Raw genomic sequence first — 14710 nt, 5'->3', positions numbered from 1 at the left:
CAGGTCTCTCTCTTCTATGATGAGCCTCACGCTCGACACGTCGGGAAATCAAAATCCAGTATCGCCCCGCCCGTATCCCGATTCTTCGCTGTAATCTCCCCCCCGCAGCGTTCAACGATTGCTCTCGCAATGGCAAGACCTAGACCGGACTCGCCGCCCTTCCCTTTCACAAAACGGTGAAACAACGTTGGAAGCAGCTGCTCTGGAATCCCTTCCCCATCATCTTGCACCGAGATAAGTACGTGGTTCCCTTTTTGCTCCACATGAATGTGAATCTGCTCCTTCGCATGACGAATCGAATTTGTTACCACATTAAGCAGCGCTTGCAATAGCTTGTCCTGATCCGCACGAATTTGCAATGATTCCGGATCATCCATGTGGTAATGGATGTGGAGCTGTAAGTCATTTTTCAAGAGCATCGGATTTACACGTTCTTCCGTCTCGAGCAGCATGTCCTTCACAGCAACGTCCTCAAATTGAAAGATATCCTCTTCACTATCAAGCTTCGCTAGCAGCGTCATTTCAGTGACAAGCTTTTTCACCCGATTGCCTTCACTCATAATGATCTCTAGTCCGCGCCGCATACTCTCGCCTTCGAATACGCCATCCCTAATCCCCTCAGCATAACCGGAAATCGACATCAAGGGGGATTTGAGCTCATGCGAAGCGTTCTGGAAGAATTGCTTCTGAACACGGTGGTAATGATCCAATTCCTGCGCTAGATCATAAACTGTCTCCGCCACCGCACCAATCTCGCCGCTTGCCTTCACCAGCTCCACATCAGCATACTTCCGGCTGCGCACCTTCTTCAATTCCTCTCGTAATCGCATCAAGGGGTGAATGATACGCTTCGTCATGAACAAGCCTAAGAGGAACACCACAATGAACCCAATACACAGCACGATGAGCAGCTGGCTGAATAGCTTCATCTCGATCTCTCGAACTTTACTGACAGGAGACACCAAGGTTAGCTGGTCGCCTGCTCTCGTTACCGCTGTACTGGTAAGGAACCGCTTGTCCTTGCCCTCGACGATCTTGCGCATCTCCGCATCCATCGGCATAGCAGCCGCAACCGATGAAACTCCCACCTCCAAGGCTGAGGTCTGCGGCGACAGAGTCGATGAGACAACCCGACTCTGACCGTCCAGAATAATGGCCTCAATATCACTCTCTGCTGGCAGATACCTGACTTTAAAGCTTGCCGAAGGGGTGGCACGCGTATCTTGCTGGATAATAGTTCGCGACAAGGTTGTGCTTAGGGTCTGAAGCTCTTCCTGCTGCTTGCCCATGAAATGATCCAACAGCACATTATGAATAATAAAGGCAATGACGCCGAACACGAGCACGAGCAGTATGCCGAAAGCCAAGTTAATCTGATGAATCAACTTCATCCTAACATTCCCCTCCATTCAGCCGATAACCGAGGCCCCATATCGCTTCAACCGGCAGGTCTTCAATCTTCTTGCGCAGACGCTTTACGAGATGGTCTACCGCGCGGTCGCTGCCGAAATAGTCGTCTCCCCATACCAGCTGCAGGATTTCGTCTCTGGCAAAAGCACGATTCGGGCGCTCCACGAACAGCTTGAGCAGATCGAACTCCTTGCTCGTAAGGTCGACCTCTAACCCGCGCCAGACGGCTCGCCGATCATGCAGCAAGAGACGGAGCTCACCAAGCGCCACGACAACCTCCTCATCCAGCTGCGGCTCTTCTTCCTTCATTCGAAGCTTCTGCATGCGCTGCAGCTGACGCTTCACGCGAGCGACAAGCTCTCTTGGACTGAAGGGCTTCACCATATAATCGTCGCCCCCCAGTTCAATGCCTAGTATTTTATCAACCTCGTCATCCCGCGCTGAGACCATGATAATCGGCACCTCAGCGTCAGCTCGAATTTTGCGGCATAGCTCGTATCCATCCATGCCAGGCAGCATAATGTCGAGCACCCACATATCTGGCGGATTGTTCTCCCAGAGGATCCATGCCTCCTCGGCCGTCCCAAGCCCGATGGTTTCCATATTTTCTTTTTGCAAATAGGACTCTACTAACTGTCTTATATTTAGATCATCATCTACGACGGCGATGCGATAATTGTTCATCCATCCGAACCTCCTCTTATCATGGTGCCATTATAGCAGTCCAAGCTTAAGGAGATATGAGTTGCCATTCTTTTTACATCATTTCGGACATGACCTGCCACATTTGCGTCCTACAATAGGTCTTGTAAACAACAAACCACCATTAAAGGAGTGTATGTACCATGAAAAAAAATTTCGTCGTTAGTTCCTTATTATCCGCTATGCTGTTCACCATCGCAGCGCTGCCCGCTTCCGCAAGCCCTGATGTGAAGCCCATCGAATCAGGTAAGAACTTGAACGTTCAGAGCACCGCGGCTGTGGCCAAACCCGCCATTGATCTACTTGGGCTTGTGAAGCAATATGCACCAGATACGTTACAAGAATGGGAAGACGTGCTCGCCAAGCAAACGAAGCACTTCGTCAAGGTAGATAACCTATCCCACACGGTTACGGTCATGAAGTCAGATGTAATCGATTCGAAAGAAGCAAAACAAATGATGATCAAAGAAGCCGTTCCGGCTTCCGTTGGAACTGAAAAGAAAGGAACTGAACAGCTAGGAACTGTAATATTTGTAGCCGATGCACCATTGACTGCATCCGCATCATTCGTAACAAAGAGAACCAAAGAAAATCAATTGTTCGAGGATTTGAACAAAGCGGTAGAAGAAAAGGATATCGAGGCGATTCAATCCAACCTGGCAAAACTGCTCGAGCAGATGAAAGAGGAAGCGAAGGCGGTAAAACAAGGAAAAGTCCTTACGAAATAAGACCATGACAACAAGGGTCTCTCACGCGAATGAGAGACCCTTTGTATATTTAGCAATCTAATCTCACTTCAACCCTGCATCAAATTCACCGCACCTCTCGGATAATACACCGAGATATGGTCGATATGCGGGTTCGGCTGTTTCTTCGTAGGCGAAGGTATAATGAATTTCAATTCGTAATCCTTGCCTGCCGAATAGACGTAAATGCGATCGTTGCCGCTCTTGCGCACTTCCTTCGGTTTCCCGAGCGCTGTCGTCACATCAGAGAGGGTCAGTGACTGAGCCTCTGGGCTGTTCGATCGTACATCGAAGATCTGCATGCCTTTGTTATAGCCGAATACGATATGCTTCTTCGCATAGGTGGCGTAGATGCCCTTGCCTACAGACTCATTCGTATCAGGCTTACCCCAGTTCTTCTCCACGTCATCGAACAATCCGGTTTGCGCACCGTATTCACTTCCTGCGACTTTACCTTGCTTCGCCAGCTTCATCATGTTCTTCACGGCTTCCACGGATTTATCATGCTTGCCGGTTCCCTTCTTGTTAGCTGTAAAACGCACCGTATAGTCAACGGCTCTCGGCTGCCCTTCAGCCTGCTGGACGATGCGGGTTGTCTCTGGCATCTGATTGGATTGGACAGATCGCTCTGCATTATTATTGCCGCAACCGCTCAGCATCACGACCAGCGTGAGTCCTAATGAGGCTGCTAGCGTTAAATTTCGGATCACGCTACCACTCCTATTCTCTCAAAGCTTGATGTTATATATCGTTTGACGTTGTCATTCTTCTAAAGGTTACCCCAAATGCATGATTCCAAGCACGCAAAATAACCCCACAGCGTGGGGCACCCGAAGACTTATGCAGATTCTAACAACAAAAAAAGCAGCTCACCCCTAGGGGTGAGCTGCTCTCGAGAACCTCCCGATTACTCGGGACGTTATTGTAGACAAATTAGTCTTACAATTTTGTTACGTTCTCAGCTTGTGGTCCACGGTTGCCTTGAACAACGTTGAACTCAACTTTTTGGCCTTCTTCAAGAGTCTTGAAGCCGTCGCCTTGGATTGCGGAGAAATGTACGAATACATCGTTGCCGCCTTCAACTTCGATGAAGCCGAAACCTTTCTCAGCGTTGAACCATTTAACTGTACCTTGTTGCATGTGTGTAGCCTCCTCAAAATAATTAACATGCTACTCCTATATTTACGGGTGGTAAATAAAAATTCACATATTCGAAAAGGTATATTAATCATACCGCATAATACCCTTTAGAATATGTGAATCCAGATCTCAAATCTTCAGGAGCATTTCATTGTTAATTCGTATTTACTTGTTCATAGTACCATATTATTTCATGGAAAGTCAAACACTTATGTGCCATTAACTTTTCCAGACCATGTCAATGCGTCAAAAATTCCCCTAATTCAGCGAAAGCGCGTTCATTACTATGGTATCAAGCAATAGCGCTGCATGGAATATATATGGCTTTTCCGAAAATTCCTTACCCGTATCCGCTTGCATCACCAGCATTTCACCCTGGGTCAACCTTTATTGAAATCAGGCACAGATATCATGTTACCCCTTTTTTAAAATTATATACCTGAAAGTAACAAACCTTGTGGGGATACAGGATAACGTTTATGATGAAAAATACCATGATCAACGTTTAACCGGACTCCGGAATGAATATTCATGCAAGGGAGGGCCACCTGCACCATGATTACGGATTCGCTCCATATTTTCGTCACGGTCATTGAACATCGCAATTTCTCGCGCGCAGCAGAGACTTTAAACTTGTCGCAGCCTGGCGTTAGTCTTCATATACGCAATTTAGAACGAGAGCTCGGGGCGAAGCTCCTGCACCGTTCCCCCAAATATGTACGATTAACGGAAGCTGGACAGGTGCTCTATCAACGTGCGAAGGTCATTCTATCCCTCTATGAGGAAGCCAAATCCCAAATTCAATTGATGCATGGCACGGTCACCGGCACACTCAAAATCGGAGCCAGCTTCACCATCGGTGAATATGTCCTTCCGAAGCTGCTCGCAAGCTTCGTGCAGCATCACCCGCAAGTCGATGTACAAGTCACGATTGCAAATACCGAAGGGATCACGCAAGGAATACGTTCCAATACGCTGGATCTTGGACTCGTCGAAGGTGAATTGCAGCAGAACGATATTGAGATTAGCCATTGGATGGAGGACGAGATGCTCGTAATTGCACCTTCGTCTCACCCCTTATCACGTATCCCACGGATAACGACAGAGCTGCTGCAGGAGCAGACTTGGGTATTCCGAGAACTCGGATCCGGGACAAGAGCCTATCATGATCGATTCATTGAGCGTCGCGGGGTGCAAGTGAAACGTTCCTTCATCCTAAGCAGTAATCAAGGGGTCAAAGAAGCCGTGCTCTCTGGGCTTGGTCTATCTGTATTGTCCAAGCTCGCCGTAGAGAAGGAACTACTCAGCGGTGAGCTCGTTGCCTTACCGATTGAAGGAGGAAGGCTTACACGGGCGCTCTCGATTGTACAGCGACGTGAGCCGCAAGATATGCTGGCGCCACTGATGTTCCGTCAACATATTAGTCACCCTATTCAATCCTAATCTATCGCTGTATCCCATAATTCGTTTAAAGGTGGTTACCCCATGGAACAACATCATGCATCTTCTATTCAACTCGCGACCTTCGCCGGCGGCTGCTTCTGGTGCATGGTCAAGCCGTTCGACCAATTGCCTGGCATCCTGAAGGTCGTCTCTGGCTATTCCGGCGGCCATACGGAGAATCCGACATACGCTGAAGTCAAATCGCAAACGACGGGGCATTATGAAGTCGTACAAATAACGTTCGATAGCGCACTATTCAGCTATGCGCAGCTGCTTGAGCTATTCTGGCCGCAGATTGACCCGACCGATGCGGAGGGACAATTCCAAGATCGCGGCCCTTCCTATCGTGCAGCGATTTTCTACCATTCAGAAGAGCAGCGTGAGCAGGCTGAAGCCTCCAAGGCTGTCATCGCCGCGAGTGGACGCTTCAACAAGCCGATCGTCACCGAAATTCTGCCTGCGAAGACCTTCTACCCCGCAGAAGAATATCACCAAGATTATTATAAAAAAAGCCCCGACCATTACCGAGAAGATCGCCTTCTCTCCGGTCGAGACCAATTTATTGAACAACACTGGAATTCCAAATCGAACTCCTAATGATTATCTTTACCTATTATCGTTTCAATTCGCCCAAATGCCGGAGCAGTTCCGTTGTGAATTGCTCCAAGTAAGTGCGGTCCACCTCACTGAATCGGCTCTCCAACGGGCTGTCGATATCTAACACGCCAATCAATTGATCATCGATCAATAGAGGAATAACAATCTCTGATCTCGAAGCCGCATCACACGCAATATGACCTGGGAACTTATGCACATCTTCGACGACAATCGTTCGCCGTTCTCCCGCAGCCGTCCCGCATACACCGCGTCCGAGCGGAATGCGTACGCAGGCAGGCAGCCCTTGGAATGGGCCAAGCACCAACTGATTCGTTGCTTCCTCGTACAGATAGAACCCCACCCAATTGATTCGATCCATATATTCACTCAGCAATGCCGAAGCATTGGATAGATTCGCGATAGCGCTCGTCTCCCCTTCTAGCAATGCAGCAAGCTGCCTTATTGCCTCCGGGTAATCTTTATCTGGATTTCCACTGATATGACCTTTTTCGAACATCTCTTTCTCCTCCCCTTACACGGATTCCCTGAATAACCTCCTCAGATTAACACATTCCCTAGGCAAATGCATATCTTATTGCAACACGAATTACCGAGGAGGTACCTAGAACCGATGCGCAAGAAGAAACCCGTCACGACCCAATCTCGCAACCAGAACCGGCTCTATCAGGCAGATGAGAGCTTCGCAGGCCAGCTTCAGAAAGTACGTGAGAAGCTGCTCCCTCTTTGTCATCAATACAAGAACCACGCCGTGCATATTGAGACCATTGATGGCAGAACTTTTGAAGGTACGATCGTAGATGTCGACGCTGGGCATCTATACTTACAAACCCTGAGCCAACAACGCGCTTACTATCCTTATCCCTACCCACAGCCATATCCCTATCCGCGTCCAAGCTCAAATGTTATATTACCGCTAGTCTTGTACGAATTACTCGTCATCGCGCTTCTCTAACGAACGCAAAAAAACAAGAGAAGGTATGGCAATCGCCCTCTCTTCTCTTGTCCTTACGATCAATTAGCTTATAGCACTCTTCATGAATCGAGGGAATCGCAGCGTTGCAAGCGCTAAGCCGACAACCGCAACGAGAAGCATCACTCCGAGATTCGGTAAGATATCCTGAATATGCGCACCATGCACCATCACATTCTGCATCGCCTTCTGCGCCCAATACTGCGGCATGACTTTACCTATATTCTGCAAGAATCCAGGCAGCATATCTGATGGGAACCACAAGCCCCCGAGCACCGCACCACCCATCGTAATGAGCTGCGTGAACGCCATCCCTTGATTCTCACTTTTTACGATGAGGGAAATCGCAAGTCCAAGCCCCGTACCACAAATCGCAATCGCGAAGACGATCATCGCGATAGCTAGTGCATCTCCAAGATGCAAACCGTACACCAAATACCCGAACCCAAGTAGAATCGTACATTGTACAACCACGACAAGCATATACGGTACCCACATGCCGATTAAATAGCTCATATAGCGCATCGGCGTACTATTCAGACGTGAGATCATGCCCGATTCTTTATCCTTCATAAATCGACGCACCATCGAAGTGATTACGAAGAACGCGAACATCACGGTATAACCTGGGACAACCTGCGTAATCATACTGATCGAACCGCTCGTTACCTCTTGCTTCTCATCGACTTTAATCGGCGGAGTAAGCACTTGCTTCAATTCCGCTTGGCTTTTCCCTGCTGCAGTCAGCGCATTCGCAATTTTCTCTTCCTGATATTTGCCTGCAATATTCTGGAGCACCGCTTCAATCGGGCCGATAATATTGCTGCTCATGCCATCGTGATAGAGCACGATCTGTGCTTGTTGATTCCCGGACTTCAAGCTGTCCCCGAAGCCTTTCGGGAACACGATCATCGCCGATAATTTGCCTTCCTTAATCTTATCAATCTGCTGTTCAGTCGTCAGCGTCGTATCATGCGTCAATTGGAATGCCTTCGTATCCTCAATCGTCTTGAGAAATTGCTGTGATGCTTGGCTTTGGTCTTGGTCCACATATTGAACATGCAATGTGGCAGAGCTTGCGTTGCTGAATACCGTTGCGAACAACACGATGAATAGAATGGGCATCCCGAGTAACCAGAAAAATGTACCTTTTTCTTTCATTAACAATTTAATTTCTTTCCGCGCAATCGTCCGTATCATCTTTTAACCTCTCCCTTCGTATCCCTAAGCGTCACGCAGCGAAGTTCCTGTTAGCTCCAGGAACACGGCCTCAAGCGATGGCCTTACCACCTCAAGCTGCGATGTTCGATAACCTCTCAACTGGCAGAGCTCTGCCGTACGGCGGATTGTGTCTAGCACGGCATCCGTTTCAATGCGGAATCCACGGCCTTGCTTCGTTATTCTCTGCGATAGCGGGGTTAAATCCGGTTGGACATCTCCCTCAAGCTCCAGATAGACCGATCTGCCGCCATACTGCGCGAGAAGCTCATTGAGTGCGCCCGCCACAACAACTTTTCCATGATCGATAATCGCGACATCTTCGCATAATGCCTCGACTTCCTCCATATAGTGCGTGGAGTAAATGATCGTCATGCCTTCGGCTTTGAGTGACTGAATCAAATCGAAGATATGGTTCCGTGATTGCGGGTCGATTCCGACCGTCGGCTCATCCAGAATCATGAACTTCGGTTTATGCAGCAGCGCGGCTGCGATATTAATTCGCCGCATCATCCCGCCAGAGAAGGTGCTCACGGTATCATTCGCCCGATCTGCAAGCCCCACTTGCTCCAGCACTTCTTGAATGCGTTGTTTCAATGCCTTACCCTTCACCCCGTACATCTCACCGAAAAAAAGAAGATTATCATAGGCGCTCAGTTTCTCATACAACGTTATATTTTGCGGGACATAACCGATGATTTTGCGAACCTCTTGCGACTGTGTTGCCGTGTCATAACCGAGTATATTTACGCTGCCACGATCTGCCGTTGTGATACAGGAGAGAATCTTCATCGTCGTCGATTTCCCAGCCCCATTGGGTCCGAGCAGCCCAAAACACGTCCCCTTACGCACTTGAAACTGAAGATCTTGCACGGCAAGCTTCCCTGCGTACCCCTTCTGCAAGCCTTTCACTTCGATCGCCATATCCATGATCATTAACCTCCCTTATATTTAACTGCGTTGATCTCTTATTGAATTAATTGCCGATTCATGAGCTTCACGGCAGCCCACAAGAAAACTCCCCCGAGTAGAAAGGACAGCGCCAGGAAAGCTACGAACAGCAGCCCTTCTGCCTGCGTGATCGGCATCTGCATAAACGTAAAGAAAGAATTACCATCATCGTTCAATACAACCGCTGGAATCCATGACATGGCGTTCGCTGACAACCCATAAATCACCCAGACGAGCGGTAATAGCGGTCTCCACTGCGTTACGCGAAGAATCGAACCGAATAGGCCAAAGCCAATCATAAATGGAACGAGCACAAACATAGCTAGATAGGTTTTGGACTCCGTGATGGTGAATCGGAAAAGTGAGTCTACCGATAGGTTCCCCTGAACCATCTGGATCAGAATGGTGATGACCCACGTCGCGGCAAAGGCAAGAAGCCCGTACTGTATGATTCGTATCAACGCTGCGACGTATTTCGATCGAAGAAGCACACCTCTTGAATAGGGAAGCGTTAACCACCACCCGTGCGTTCCTTCTTTAAACTCCTTGCTCACCATCATATAGGCCTGCATAAATGCAAAATACGGGAATACATAAATGATGAACAACAGCACTTCCGGCTTGAACGTGATCTGTACATGCAGGAAAGCGTAGGCGCTTATCAGAATGACCGCCGCAATGGCAGCGTACGCCGCAACCCATTTCCGGCACACCCGCGTCGGCCTACGCCGTTTCAACTCATGTTTTATTAAATAGCTAAACGCATTGCGATCCATTTATCATTCTCTCCCCTTACTGGTATAGATTCCGGTAAATCGACTCCATCGAACCCCGCTCGGCACGCAGCGTCTCCACATCGCCATGCAGCAGTGCCTGCCCATCGTTCATGAATAAGGCATAATCGAACAGGCTCTCTGCTTCTTGAATCTCGTGCGTGCTTATGAGCACGGTCTGCTGACTATCACTCATATTGTCAATGAGTGCGCCGATAATGCGCTCGCGTGAGATTAAATCGATACCTGAGAAAGGCTCATCTAAGATTAATAAAGGGACATCGCGGCAAAGGCATAACGTAAGCATCAGTCTTGCTTCCTGTCCGCGAGACATCCCGTGAACATCCATATCCGAGCGCAGCTTCATAAATTCGAGCATACCTTCAGCCCGGTTGCGATCAAAGCCCGGCAGCAGCGATTCTGCCCAATTCAGCGCATGCTGCACGTTATGGTAGTTATACCAGCGCGCACGATCCGGCAAATACGAGATGAGACGATTCGTCTCAAAGCCCGGCTTCGCCCCGAACACCTCAACCTGCCCATGATCGGGCTGCGTCATCCCCGTGATCATACGGAAGAAGGTCGATTTCCCTGCGCCGTTCGCGCCCAGCACACCGATGACACGATTAGCTGGCAATTCGATGGAGAAATCATTCAGCGCCCAGTGATTCCCGTAGCGCTTCGTCACCTGTTTCGCAGTGATGGCCATTTCCGTCTTCATTCGTCATTCGTCCCCTTCATTCAAAAATCTTTGTATATCGATCCGCGTAAAGCCAATGCTATGCATCTTCTCGAGAAATTCCTTCGTCGCTTCCAGCGCCAGGTTGTTACGGATATTCTGAACAACTTCATTATTCGAGGTAATGAACGTTCCTTGCCCGCGCCGTGTCTCCGTTAATCCATCCCGCTCAAGCTCCTGATATGCACGCATCACCGTATTCGGATTGATCTTCAACGTCTGTGCCAATTCCCGTACTGACGGTATCTTCTCTCCCAACGCAATTCCTCCTCTTGCGATTGAACCTCTTATCTGCTGCAACACCTGTTCATACAACGGTTTGCTTAAATCCAGATCAAACTGTATGCCGCCTGCTTCAACTACACTCAAGTCACTTCCTCCTTCACCCACACATTCATAAGACGAAAGCACGGCGTTTCAACATTCGTTTCTATATCGTATGTAGTGTATTATATCACTTAATACACTCAGTGCAATAGGTATTTTATATTTTTTCCCAGAAAAAAGAAAAAATCCACCGCCATAAGGCGATGGATTGCTGTTCATTCATTCGTTATTTTAATACTTTCTCAGCCAGGATGCGCTGTACATCATAAACATTGGAGTCTTTCTTGAACTGCTTCGATACGGTTGGTTCTACAGCGCTGGAGATCCAAATTTTGAGCTCTGCATCCAGATCGAATGTCCCTGCTGTCTCAATGCTGAAGCGTGCAATACTCTTGTAAGGAAGGGACATGTACTCTACCTTCTTCCCTGTAACACCTTGCTTGTCAATTAGAATCAATCGTTTGTCCGTGAACACGAACATGTCGCGAATGAGTTTGTAGGCCTTATCCACCGTCTCGCCGGGGAATAAAATCGGCTGCAATTCCTCTTGTACATCCTTCTCACTGACCGCTGAAGCGTTACCCAATATTCCGTCCAAAAATCCCATTCCCACATCTCCCTTTCATGGTATCCATTTTATAAAATAATTTACACTGACTGTTTGCTTGGATGGTGCTTACTTCTCATACGCAGCAAGCGGCAGGGATGGTGCAAAAATTTAAAATAAATGTCTACTAAAATATCATAGGAAACAAGTCCCTAATTTGGTATATTCATATTATCAAAACTATACAAATACAGGAAAGAGGTACTACTTATGGATAACTTTCGCGAACAAATACTGAATTTATCTAAACGAATACACAAAATGAAAGATAATATTCTAACAGAAGAAGCAACAAAAACTTCTGCTATCATGCCTTTTTTTCAGTTACTGGGTTATGATGTGTTCAACCCTGAGGAATTTATCCCTGAGTTTGTAGCAGATGTTGGAATTAAAAAAGGGGAGAAAGTAGATTATGCAATCATGCAAGATAACAAACCGATCATACTTATAGAAGCAAAATCCATCCAAGAATCACTTTCTAAACATGATTCACAACTGTTCAGATATTTTGGGACAAGCGAAGCAAAATTTGCTATTTTAACGAATGGTATTACATATCGTTTTTATACGGACTTAGAACAACAAAACAAAATGGATACGGCTCCGTTTTTTGAATTCAATTTAAATGATATTCGTGATACACAGCTCGTAGAATTGTTCAAGTTCAGAAAAGAGCAGTTTAGTATTGAGAACATTTTGACTACCGCATCGGAACTTAAATACACCAATGAGATAAAAATGTATTTAAGTAAAGAATGGGACAGCCCTTCTGAAAATTTTGTAGGATTTATATTACAAAATGTGTATAGTGGCAAAAAAACAAAACAGGTTGTAGAACGATTTCAAGGTCTCGTGAAAACATCATTAAAACAGTTTATTAATGATATTCTAAATGATAAATTGAAAGCAGCCATTGCAACCACAAACTCTGAAATTGATAAAGAACTACCAGTAAAAGAAATCGCAGCTACTACTGAGGAAGCACAAATTATTACTACCCAAGAGGAAATTGAAGGATATGTTACTATTAAATTTTTACTTCGTGATGCAATACCCGTAGACAGAATTCACTACCGAGATAATTTAAGTTACTTTAACATCCTTCTAGATAACAATATAAGAAAATGGATTTGTCGTCTTGGGTTAAACGGAACGAACAAATATATTCAATTGAACGACGAAGATAAAACGACATTCACAATTGAAAATATCTCTGATATTGAGAATTACAAAGATAAATTAATTGAGGTTGCAGATAAATTCAAATAATCACAATAAATACAGTAATGGCGCGGATTCCCAAAACCTCGGAACCCGCGCCATTACTGCGTTTATAGGAATGCTGATGAGAGGACTCGAACCACCGACCTACGCATTACGAGTGCGTTGCTCTACCACCTGAGCTACATCAGCAAGGACGCTGCATGAAGCAGCGGCAACTAGGTTATTTTATCAAAAAAAGAAATGATCGTAAACGGCTCCTCCGAAAAAATGAAATCCACATTATCAAACTCATATATATAAGTGTTGACACACTCGTATATACGAGTTATATTATTAGCTGTAAGCGCTAACACATGACATCATGAATAAAACATTGAATTGAAGGAGGCAGCCCCATGAGTAAGAACTACCGGGACACTGCATTACAAATACTTGAACATATCGGCGGCAAGGACAATATCGACCAAGCGGCACACTGCGTCACGCGGTTGCGAATTGCCCTGAAAGACGATAGCAAGGTGAACACGGACCAACTGCTTACAGTTCCCCTGGTGAAAGGCGCATTCCATAATGCCGGCGTCTTCCAAGTCATCATTGGGCCCGTCGATGTCGAGCGTGTATACGCCGAACTCATCGATTTAACAAAGATGGAAAAAGCCACTATTGCCGATGTCAAAACATCCGGCTCCAAGAAGCTGAATCCGCTACAGAAGCTCGTTAAAATTTTCTCCGACGTCTTCATGCCAATTCTTCCTGCCATTATTACGGCCGGTTTATTAATGGGTCTGAATAACCTCATCGGGGCTAAAGATTTGTTCTTCGAAGGCAAAACCTTGCTGGAAGTCTACCCGAACCTGGAAGGCCTGTGGGGTCTCATTAATATGATGGCGAATACGTCCTTCGTCTTCCTGCCAGCCCTCGTCGGTTGGTCCGCAACCAAACGATTCGGCGGCAGCGAGATTCTAGGATTGGTACTCGGGCTGATGCTCGTCCATCCGGATTTGCTCAATGCATGGAACTACGGACAAGCCGCTTCTGGTCTGAACGGACAGACGCTTCCGTACTTCGATATTCTAGGCCTGTTCTCGATTGAGAAAGTTGGTTATCAAGGTCAGATTCTGCCGATTCTCGTCGCGGCATTCGTACTCAGCAAAGTCGAATTATGGCTCAAAAAGAGAGTTCACAGCTCCATTCAACTCCTGGTTGTTCCGATTACATCCATCGTTGTCACAGGCGTTCTTGCCCTTGGCATTATTGGTCCGGTTACGCGTCATATCGGGAACTTCATTACAGACGGCATCGTTATGATCTTCGACGTCGCACCGGCGCTTGGCGCAGTCATCTTCGGCGCATTGTATGCACCGCTCGTCATTACAGGCATGCACCACATGTTCATCGCAATTGACTTGCAATTGATTGCTCAGACAGGCGGCACATTCATCTGGCCAATGATCGCACTATCCAACATTGCACAAGGTAGTGCAGCGCTGGCGATGTTCTGGCTGGCTAAATCGAAAACAGAAAAGAGCATGGCTTCCACTTCAGCATTATCGGCCTACTTCGGCATTACAGAGCCGGCGATGTTCGGCGTAAATTTACGCAATAAATTCCCGTTCTACGCAGCCATTATCGGTTCTGCGGCTGCAGCCATCTTCATTACACTAAGCGGCGTCCTAGCAGCGGGCGTTGGGGTCGGCGGTCTACCTGGCTTCATTTCTATCATTCCGAAGTATATTCCAACCTTCATGATCGGGATGGTCATCGCCATTGTCGTCCCACTCGGCTTAACTTACCTGTTCTCGAAATCTTCGAAGCTTAATAACCGAAATGGAGAATAAGGTA

General features: G+C 47.0%; 17 protein-coding genes and 1 tRNA gene. 6 read left to right on the top strand and 12 right to left on the bottom strand.

Annotated features, from left to right (window positions below; all coding sequences use genetic code 11):
• Window positions 1-26: 26 nt before the first annotated feature.
• Entirely contained in the window at window positions 27-1391 is a 1365-nt protein-coding gene (locus AC3WU2_RS18215; RefSeq protein ID WP_492456522.1) for a sensor histidine kinase, read from the bottom strand.
• 1 nt (window position 1392) lies between these two features.
• Window positions 1393-2094: a response regulator transcription factor gene (locus AC3WU2_RS18210; RefSeq protein ID WP_492456521.1), complete on the bottom strand. Its 702-nt coding sequence runs from the start codon at window positions 2092-2094 to the stop codon at window positions 1393-1395.
• 161 nt (window positions 2095-2255) lie between these two features.
• Between AC3WU2_RS18210 and AC3WU2_RS18205 the strand changes: the two genes are divergently transcribed.
• The gene (locus AC3WU2_RS18205) at window positions 2256-2840 is read left to right on the top strand and encodes a hypothetical protein (RefSeq protein ID WP_492456520.1); all 585 of its coding nucleotides are present in this window, start codon (window positions 2256-2258) and stop codon (window positions 2838-2840) included.
• Between the two features lie 68 nt (window positions 2841-2908).
• Here AC3WU2_RS18205 and AC3WU2_RS18200 read toward each other — a convergent pair whose 3' ends face one another.
• Together AC3WU2_RS18200 and AC3WU2_RS18195 are read right to left on the bottom strand one after the other, a co-directional pair.
• Window positions 2909-3568 carry a YjgB family protein gene (locus tag AC3WU2_RS18200; protein WP_492456519.1) on the bottom strand — a complete coding sequence of 220 codons (660 nt, stop codon included), beginning with the start codon at window positions 3566-3568 and terminating at the stop codon, window positions 2909-2911.
• Between the two features lie 229 nt (window positions 3569-3797).
• The gene (locus AC3WU2_RS18195; protein WP_018758750.1) at window positions 3798-3998 is read right to left on the bottom strand and encodes a cold-shock protein; all 201 of its coding nucleotides are present in this window, start codon (window positions 3996-3998) and stop codon (window positions 3798-3800) included.
• A gap of 555 nt (window positions 3999-4553) precedes the next feature.
• On the opposite strand from AC3WU2_RS18195, the gene AC3WU2_RS18190 reads away from it, so the two are divergent.
• Entirely contained in the window at window positions 4554-5441 is an 888-nt protein-coding gene (locus AC3WU2_RS18190; RefSeq protein WP_018758752.1) for a LysR family transcriptional regulator, read from the top strand.
• A gap of 42 nt (window positions 5442-5483) precedes the next feature.
• Window positions 5484-6038 carry a peptide-methionine (S)-S-oxide reductase MsrA gene (gene msrA, locus AC3WU2_RS18185; RefSeq protein ID WP_492456518.1) on the top strand — a complete coding sequence of 185 codons (555 nt, stop codon included), beginning with the start codon at window positions 5484-5486 and terminating at the stop codon, window positions 6036-6038.
• 16 nt (window positions 6039-6054) lie between these two features.
• On the opposite strand, the gene AC3WU2_RS18180 is transcribed toward msrA, so the two are convergent.
• Window positions 6055-6555, bottom strand: a complete 501-nt coding sequence (locus AC3WU2_RS18180; RefSeq protein WP_018758754.1) for a GAF domain-containing protein — start codon at window positions 6553-6555, stop codon at window positions 6055-6057.
• A gap of 114 nt (window positions 6556-6669) precedes the next feature.
• Here AC3WU2_RS18180 and AC3WU2_RS18175 point away from each other — a divergent pair, with 114 nt between their 5' ends.
• The gene (locus AC3WU2_RS18175) at window positions 6670-7011 is read left to right on the top strand and encodes an acetyl-CoA acetyltransferase (protein ID WP_492456517.1); all 342 of its coding nucleotides are present in this window, start codon (window positions 6670-6672) and stop codon (window positions 7009-7011) included.
• A 63-nt stretch (window positions 7012-7074) separates the two neighbouring features.
• Here the strand turns inward: AC3WU2_RS18175 and AC3WU2_RS18170 are convergent, their stop codons facing one another.
• From AC3WU2_RS18170 to AC3WU2_RS18145, 6 genes are all read right to left on the bottom strand, one after another.
• Window positions 7075-8229 carry an ABC transporter permease gene (locus tag AC3WU2_RS18170; protein ID WP_492456516.1) on the bottom strand — a complete coding sequence of 385 codons (1155 nt, stop codon included), beginning with the start codon at window positions 8227-8229 and terminating at the stop codon, window positions 7075-7077.
• A 24-nt stretch (window positions 8230-8253) separates the two neighbouring features.
• On the bottom strand, window positions 8254-9177 hold the full coding sequence (locus AC3WU2_RS18165) for an ABC transporter ATP-binding protein (RefSeq protein ID WP_492456515.1): 924 nt from the start codon (window positions 9175-9177) through the stop codon (window positions 8254-8256).
• Between the two features lie 38 nt (window positions 9178-9215).
• On the bottom strand, window positions 9216-9974 hold the full coding sequence (locus tag AC3WU2_RS18160) for an ABC-2 transporter permease (protein ID WP_492456514.1): 759 nt from the start codon (window positions 9972-9974) through the stop codon (window positions 9216-9218).
• 16 nt (window positions 9975-9990) lie between these two features.
• Window positions 9991-10692: an ABC transporter ATP-binding protein gene (locus tag AC3WU2_RS18155; protein ID WP_492456513.1), complete on the bottom strand. Its 702-nt coding sequence runs from the start codon at window positions 10690-10692 to the stop codon at window positions 9991-9993.
• A gap of 3 nt (window positions 10693-10695) precedes the next feature.
• Window positions 10696-11079 carry a GntR family transcriptional regulator gene (locus tag AC3WU2_RS18150; RefSeq protein WP_492456512.1) on the bottom strand — a complete coding sequence of 128 codons (384 nt, stop codon included), beginning with the start codon at window positions 11077-11079 and terminating at the stop codon, window positions 10696-10698.
• A gap of 184 nt (window positions 11080-11263) precedes the next feature.
• A complete protein-coding gene (locus tag AC3WU2_RS18145) occupies window positions 11264-11644 on the bottom strand; it encodes a PH domain-containing protein (protein WP_492456511.1) in 381 nt (126 codons plus the stop codon).
• Between the two features lie 210 nt (window positions 11645-11854).
• Here AC3WU2_RS18145 and AC3WU2_RS18140 point away from each other — a divergent pair, with 210 nt between their 5' ends.
• Entirely contained in the window at window positions 11855-12913 is a 1059-nt protein-coding gene (locus AC3WU2_RS18140; protein ID WP_492456510.1) for a type I restriction endonuclease, read from the top strand.
• Between the two features lie 71 nt (window positions 12914-12984).
• Here the strand turns inward: AC3WU2_RS18140 and AC3WU2_RS18135 are convergent.
• A tRNA-Thr gene (locus AC3WU2_RS18135) sits at window positions 12985-13057 on the bottom strand.
• A 206-nt stretch (window positions 13058-13263) separates the two neighbouring features.
• On the opposite strand from AC3WU2_RS18135, the gene treP reads away from it, so the two are divergent.
• A complete protein-coding gene (gene treP / locus AC3WU2_RS18130) occupies window positions 13264-14706 on the top strand; it encodes a PTS system trehalose-specific EIIBC component (RefSeq protein WP_492456509.1) in 1443 nt (480 codons plus the stop codon).
• The last annotated feature ends 4 nt before the right edge of the window (window positions 14707-14710 follow it).

The organism is Paenibacillus sp. EB106-05-06-XG162, assembly GCF_058791655.1.
The sequence above is the reverse complement of the archived record's forward strand: the minus strand, read 5'-3'. Positions and strand labels throughout refer to the sequence as shown.

What these genes read in the sequence shown, in the direction of transcription:
- AC3WU2_RS18155 (WP_492456513.1), bottom strand. Translation starts at nt 10,692, where the DNA reads ATGAAGACGGAAATGGCCATCACTGCGAAACAGGTGACGAAGCGCTAC.
- treP (WP_492456509.1), top strand. Translation starts at nt 13,264, where the DNA reads ATGAGTAAGAACTACCGGGACACTGCATTACAAATACTTGAACATATC.
- AC3WU2_RS18145 (WP_492456511.1), bottom strand. Translation starts at nt 11,644, where the DNA reads ATGGGATTTTTGGACGGAATATTGGGTAACGCTTCAGCGGTCAGTGAG.
- AC3WU2_RS18180 (WP_018758754.1), bottom strand. Translation starts at nt 6,555, where the DNA reads ATGTTCGAAAAAGGTCATATCAGTGGAAATCCAGATAAAGATTACCCG.
- AC3WU2_RS18190 (WP_018758752.1), top strand. Translation starts at nt 4,554, where the DNA reads ATGATTACGGATTCGCTCCATATTTTCGTCACGGTCATTGAACATCGC.
- AC3WU2_RS18165 (WP_492456515.1), bottom strand. Translation starts at nt 9,177, where the DNA reads ATGGATATGGCGATCGAAGTGAAAGGCTTGCAGAAGGGGTACGCAGGG.
- AC3WU2_RS18205 (WP_492456520.1), top strand. Translation starts at nt 2,256, where the DNA reads ATGAAAAAAAATTTCGTCGTTAGTTCCTTATTATCCGCTATGCTGTTC.
- msrA (WP_492456518.1), top strand. Translation starts at nt 5,484, where the DNA reads ATGGAACAACATCATGCATCTTCTATTCAACTCGCGACCTTCGCCGGC.
- AC3WU2_RS18175 (WP_492456517.1), top strand. Translation starts at nt 6,670, where the DNA reads ATGCGCAAGAAGAAACCCGTCACGACCCAATCTCGCAACCAGAACCGG.
- AC3WU2_RS18210 (WP_492456521.1), bottom strand. Translation starts at nt 2,094, where the DNA reads ATGAACAATTATCGCATCGCCGTCGTAGATGATGATCTAAATATAAGA.
- AC3WU2_RS18215 (WP_492456522.1), bottom strand. Translation starts at nt 1,391, where the DNA reads ATGAAGTTGATTCATCAGATTAACTTGGCTTTCGGCATACTGCTCGTG.
- AC3WU2_RS18140 (WP_492456510.1), top strand. Translation starts at nt 11,855, where the DNA reads ATGGATAACTTTCGCGAACAAATACTGAATTTATCTAAACGAATACAC.
- AC3WU2_RS18170 (WP_492456516.1), bottom strand. Translation starts at nt 8,229, where the DNA reads ATGATACGGACGATTGCGCGGAAAGAAATTAAATTGTTAATGAAAGAA.
- AC3WU2_RS18195 (WP_018758750.1), bottom strand. Translation starts at nt 3,998, where the DNA reads ATGCAACAAGGTACAGTTAAATGGTTCAACGCTGAGAAAGGTTTCGGC.
- AC3WU2_RS18160 (WP_492456514.1), bottom strand. Translation starts at nt 9,974, where the DNA reads ATGGATCGCAATGCGTTTAGCTATTTAATAAAACATGAGTTGAAACGG.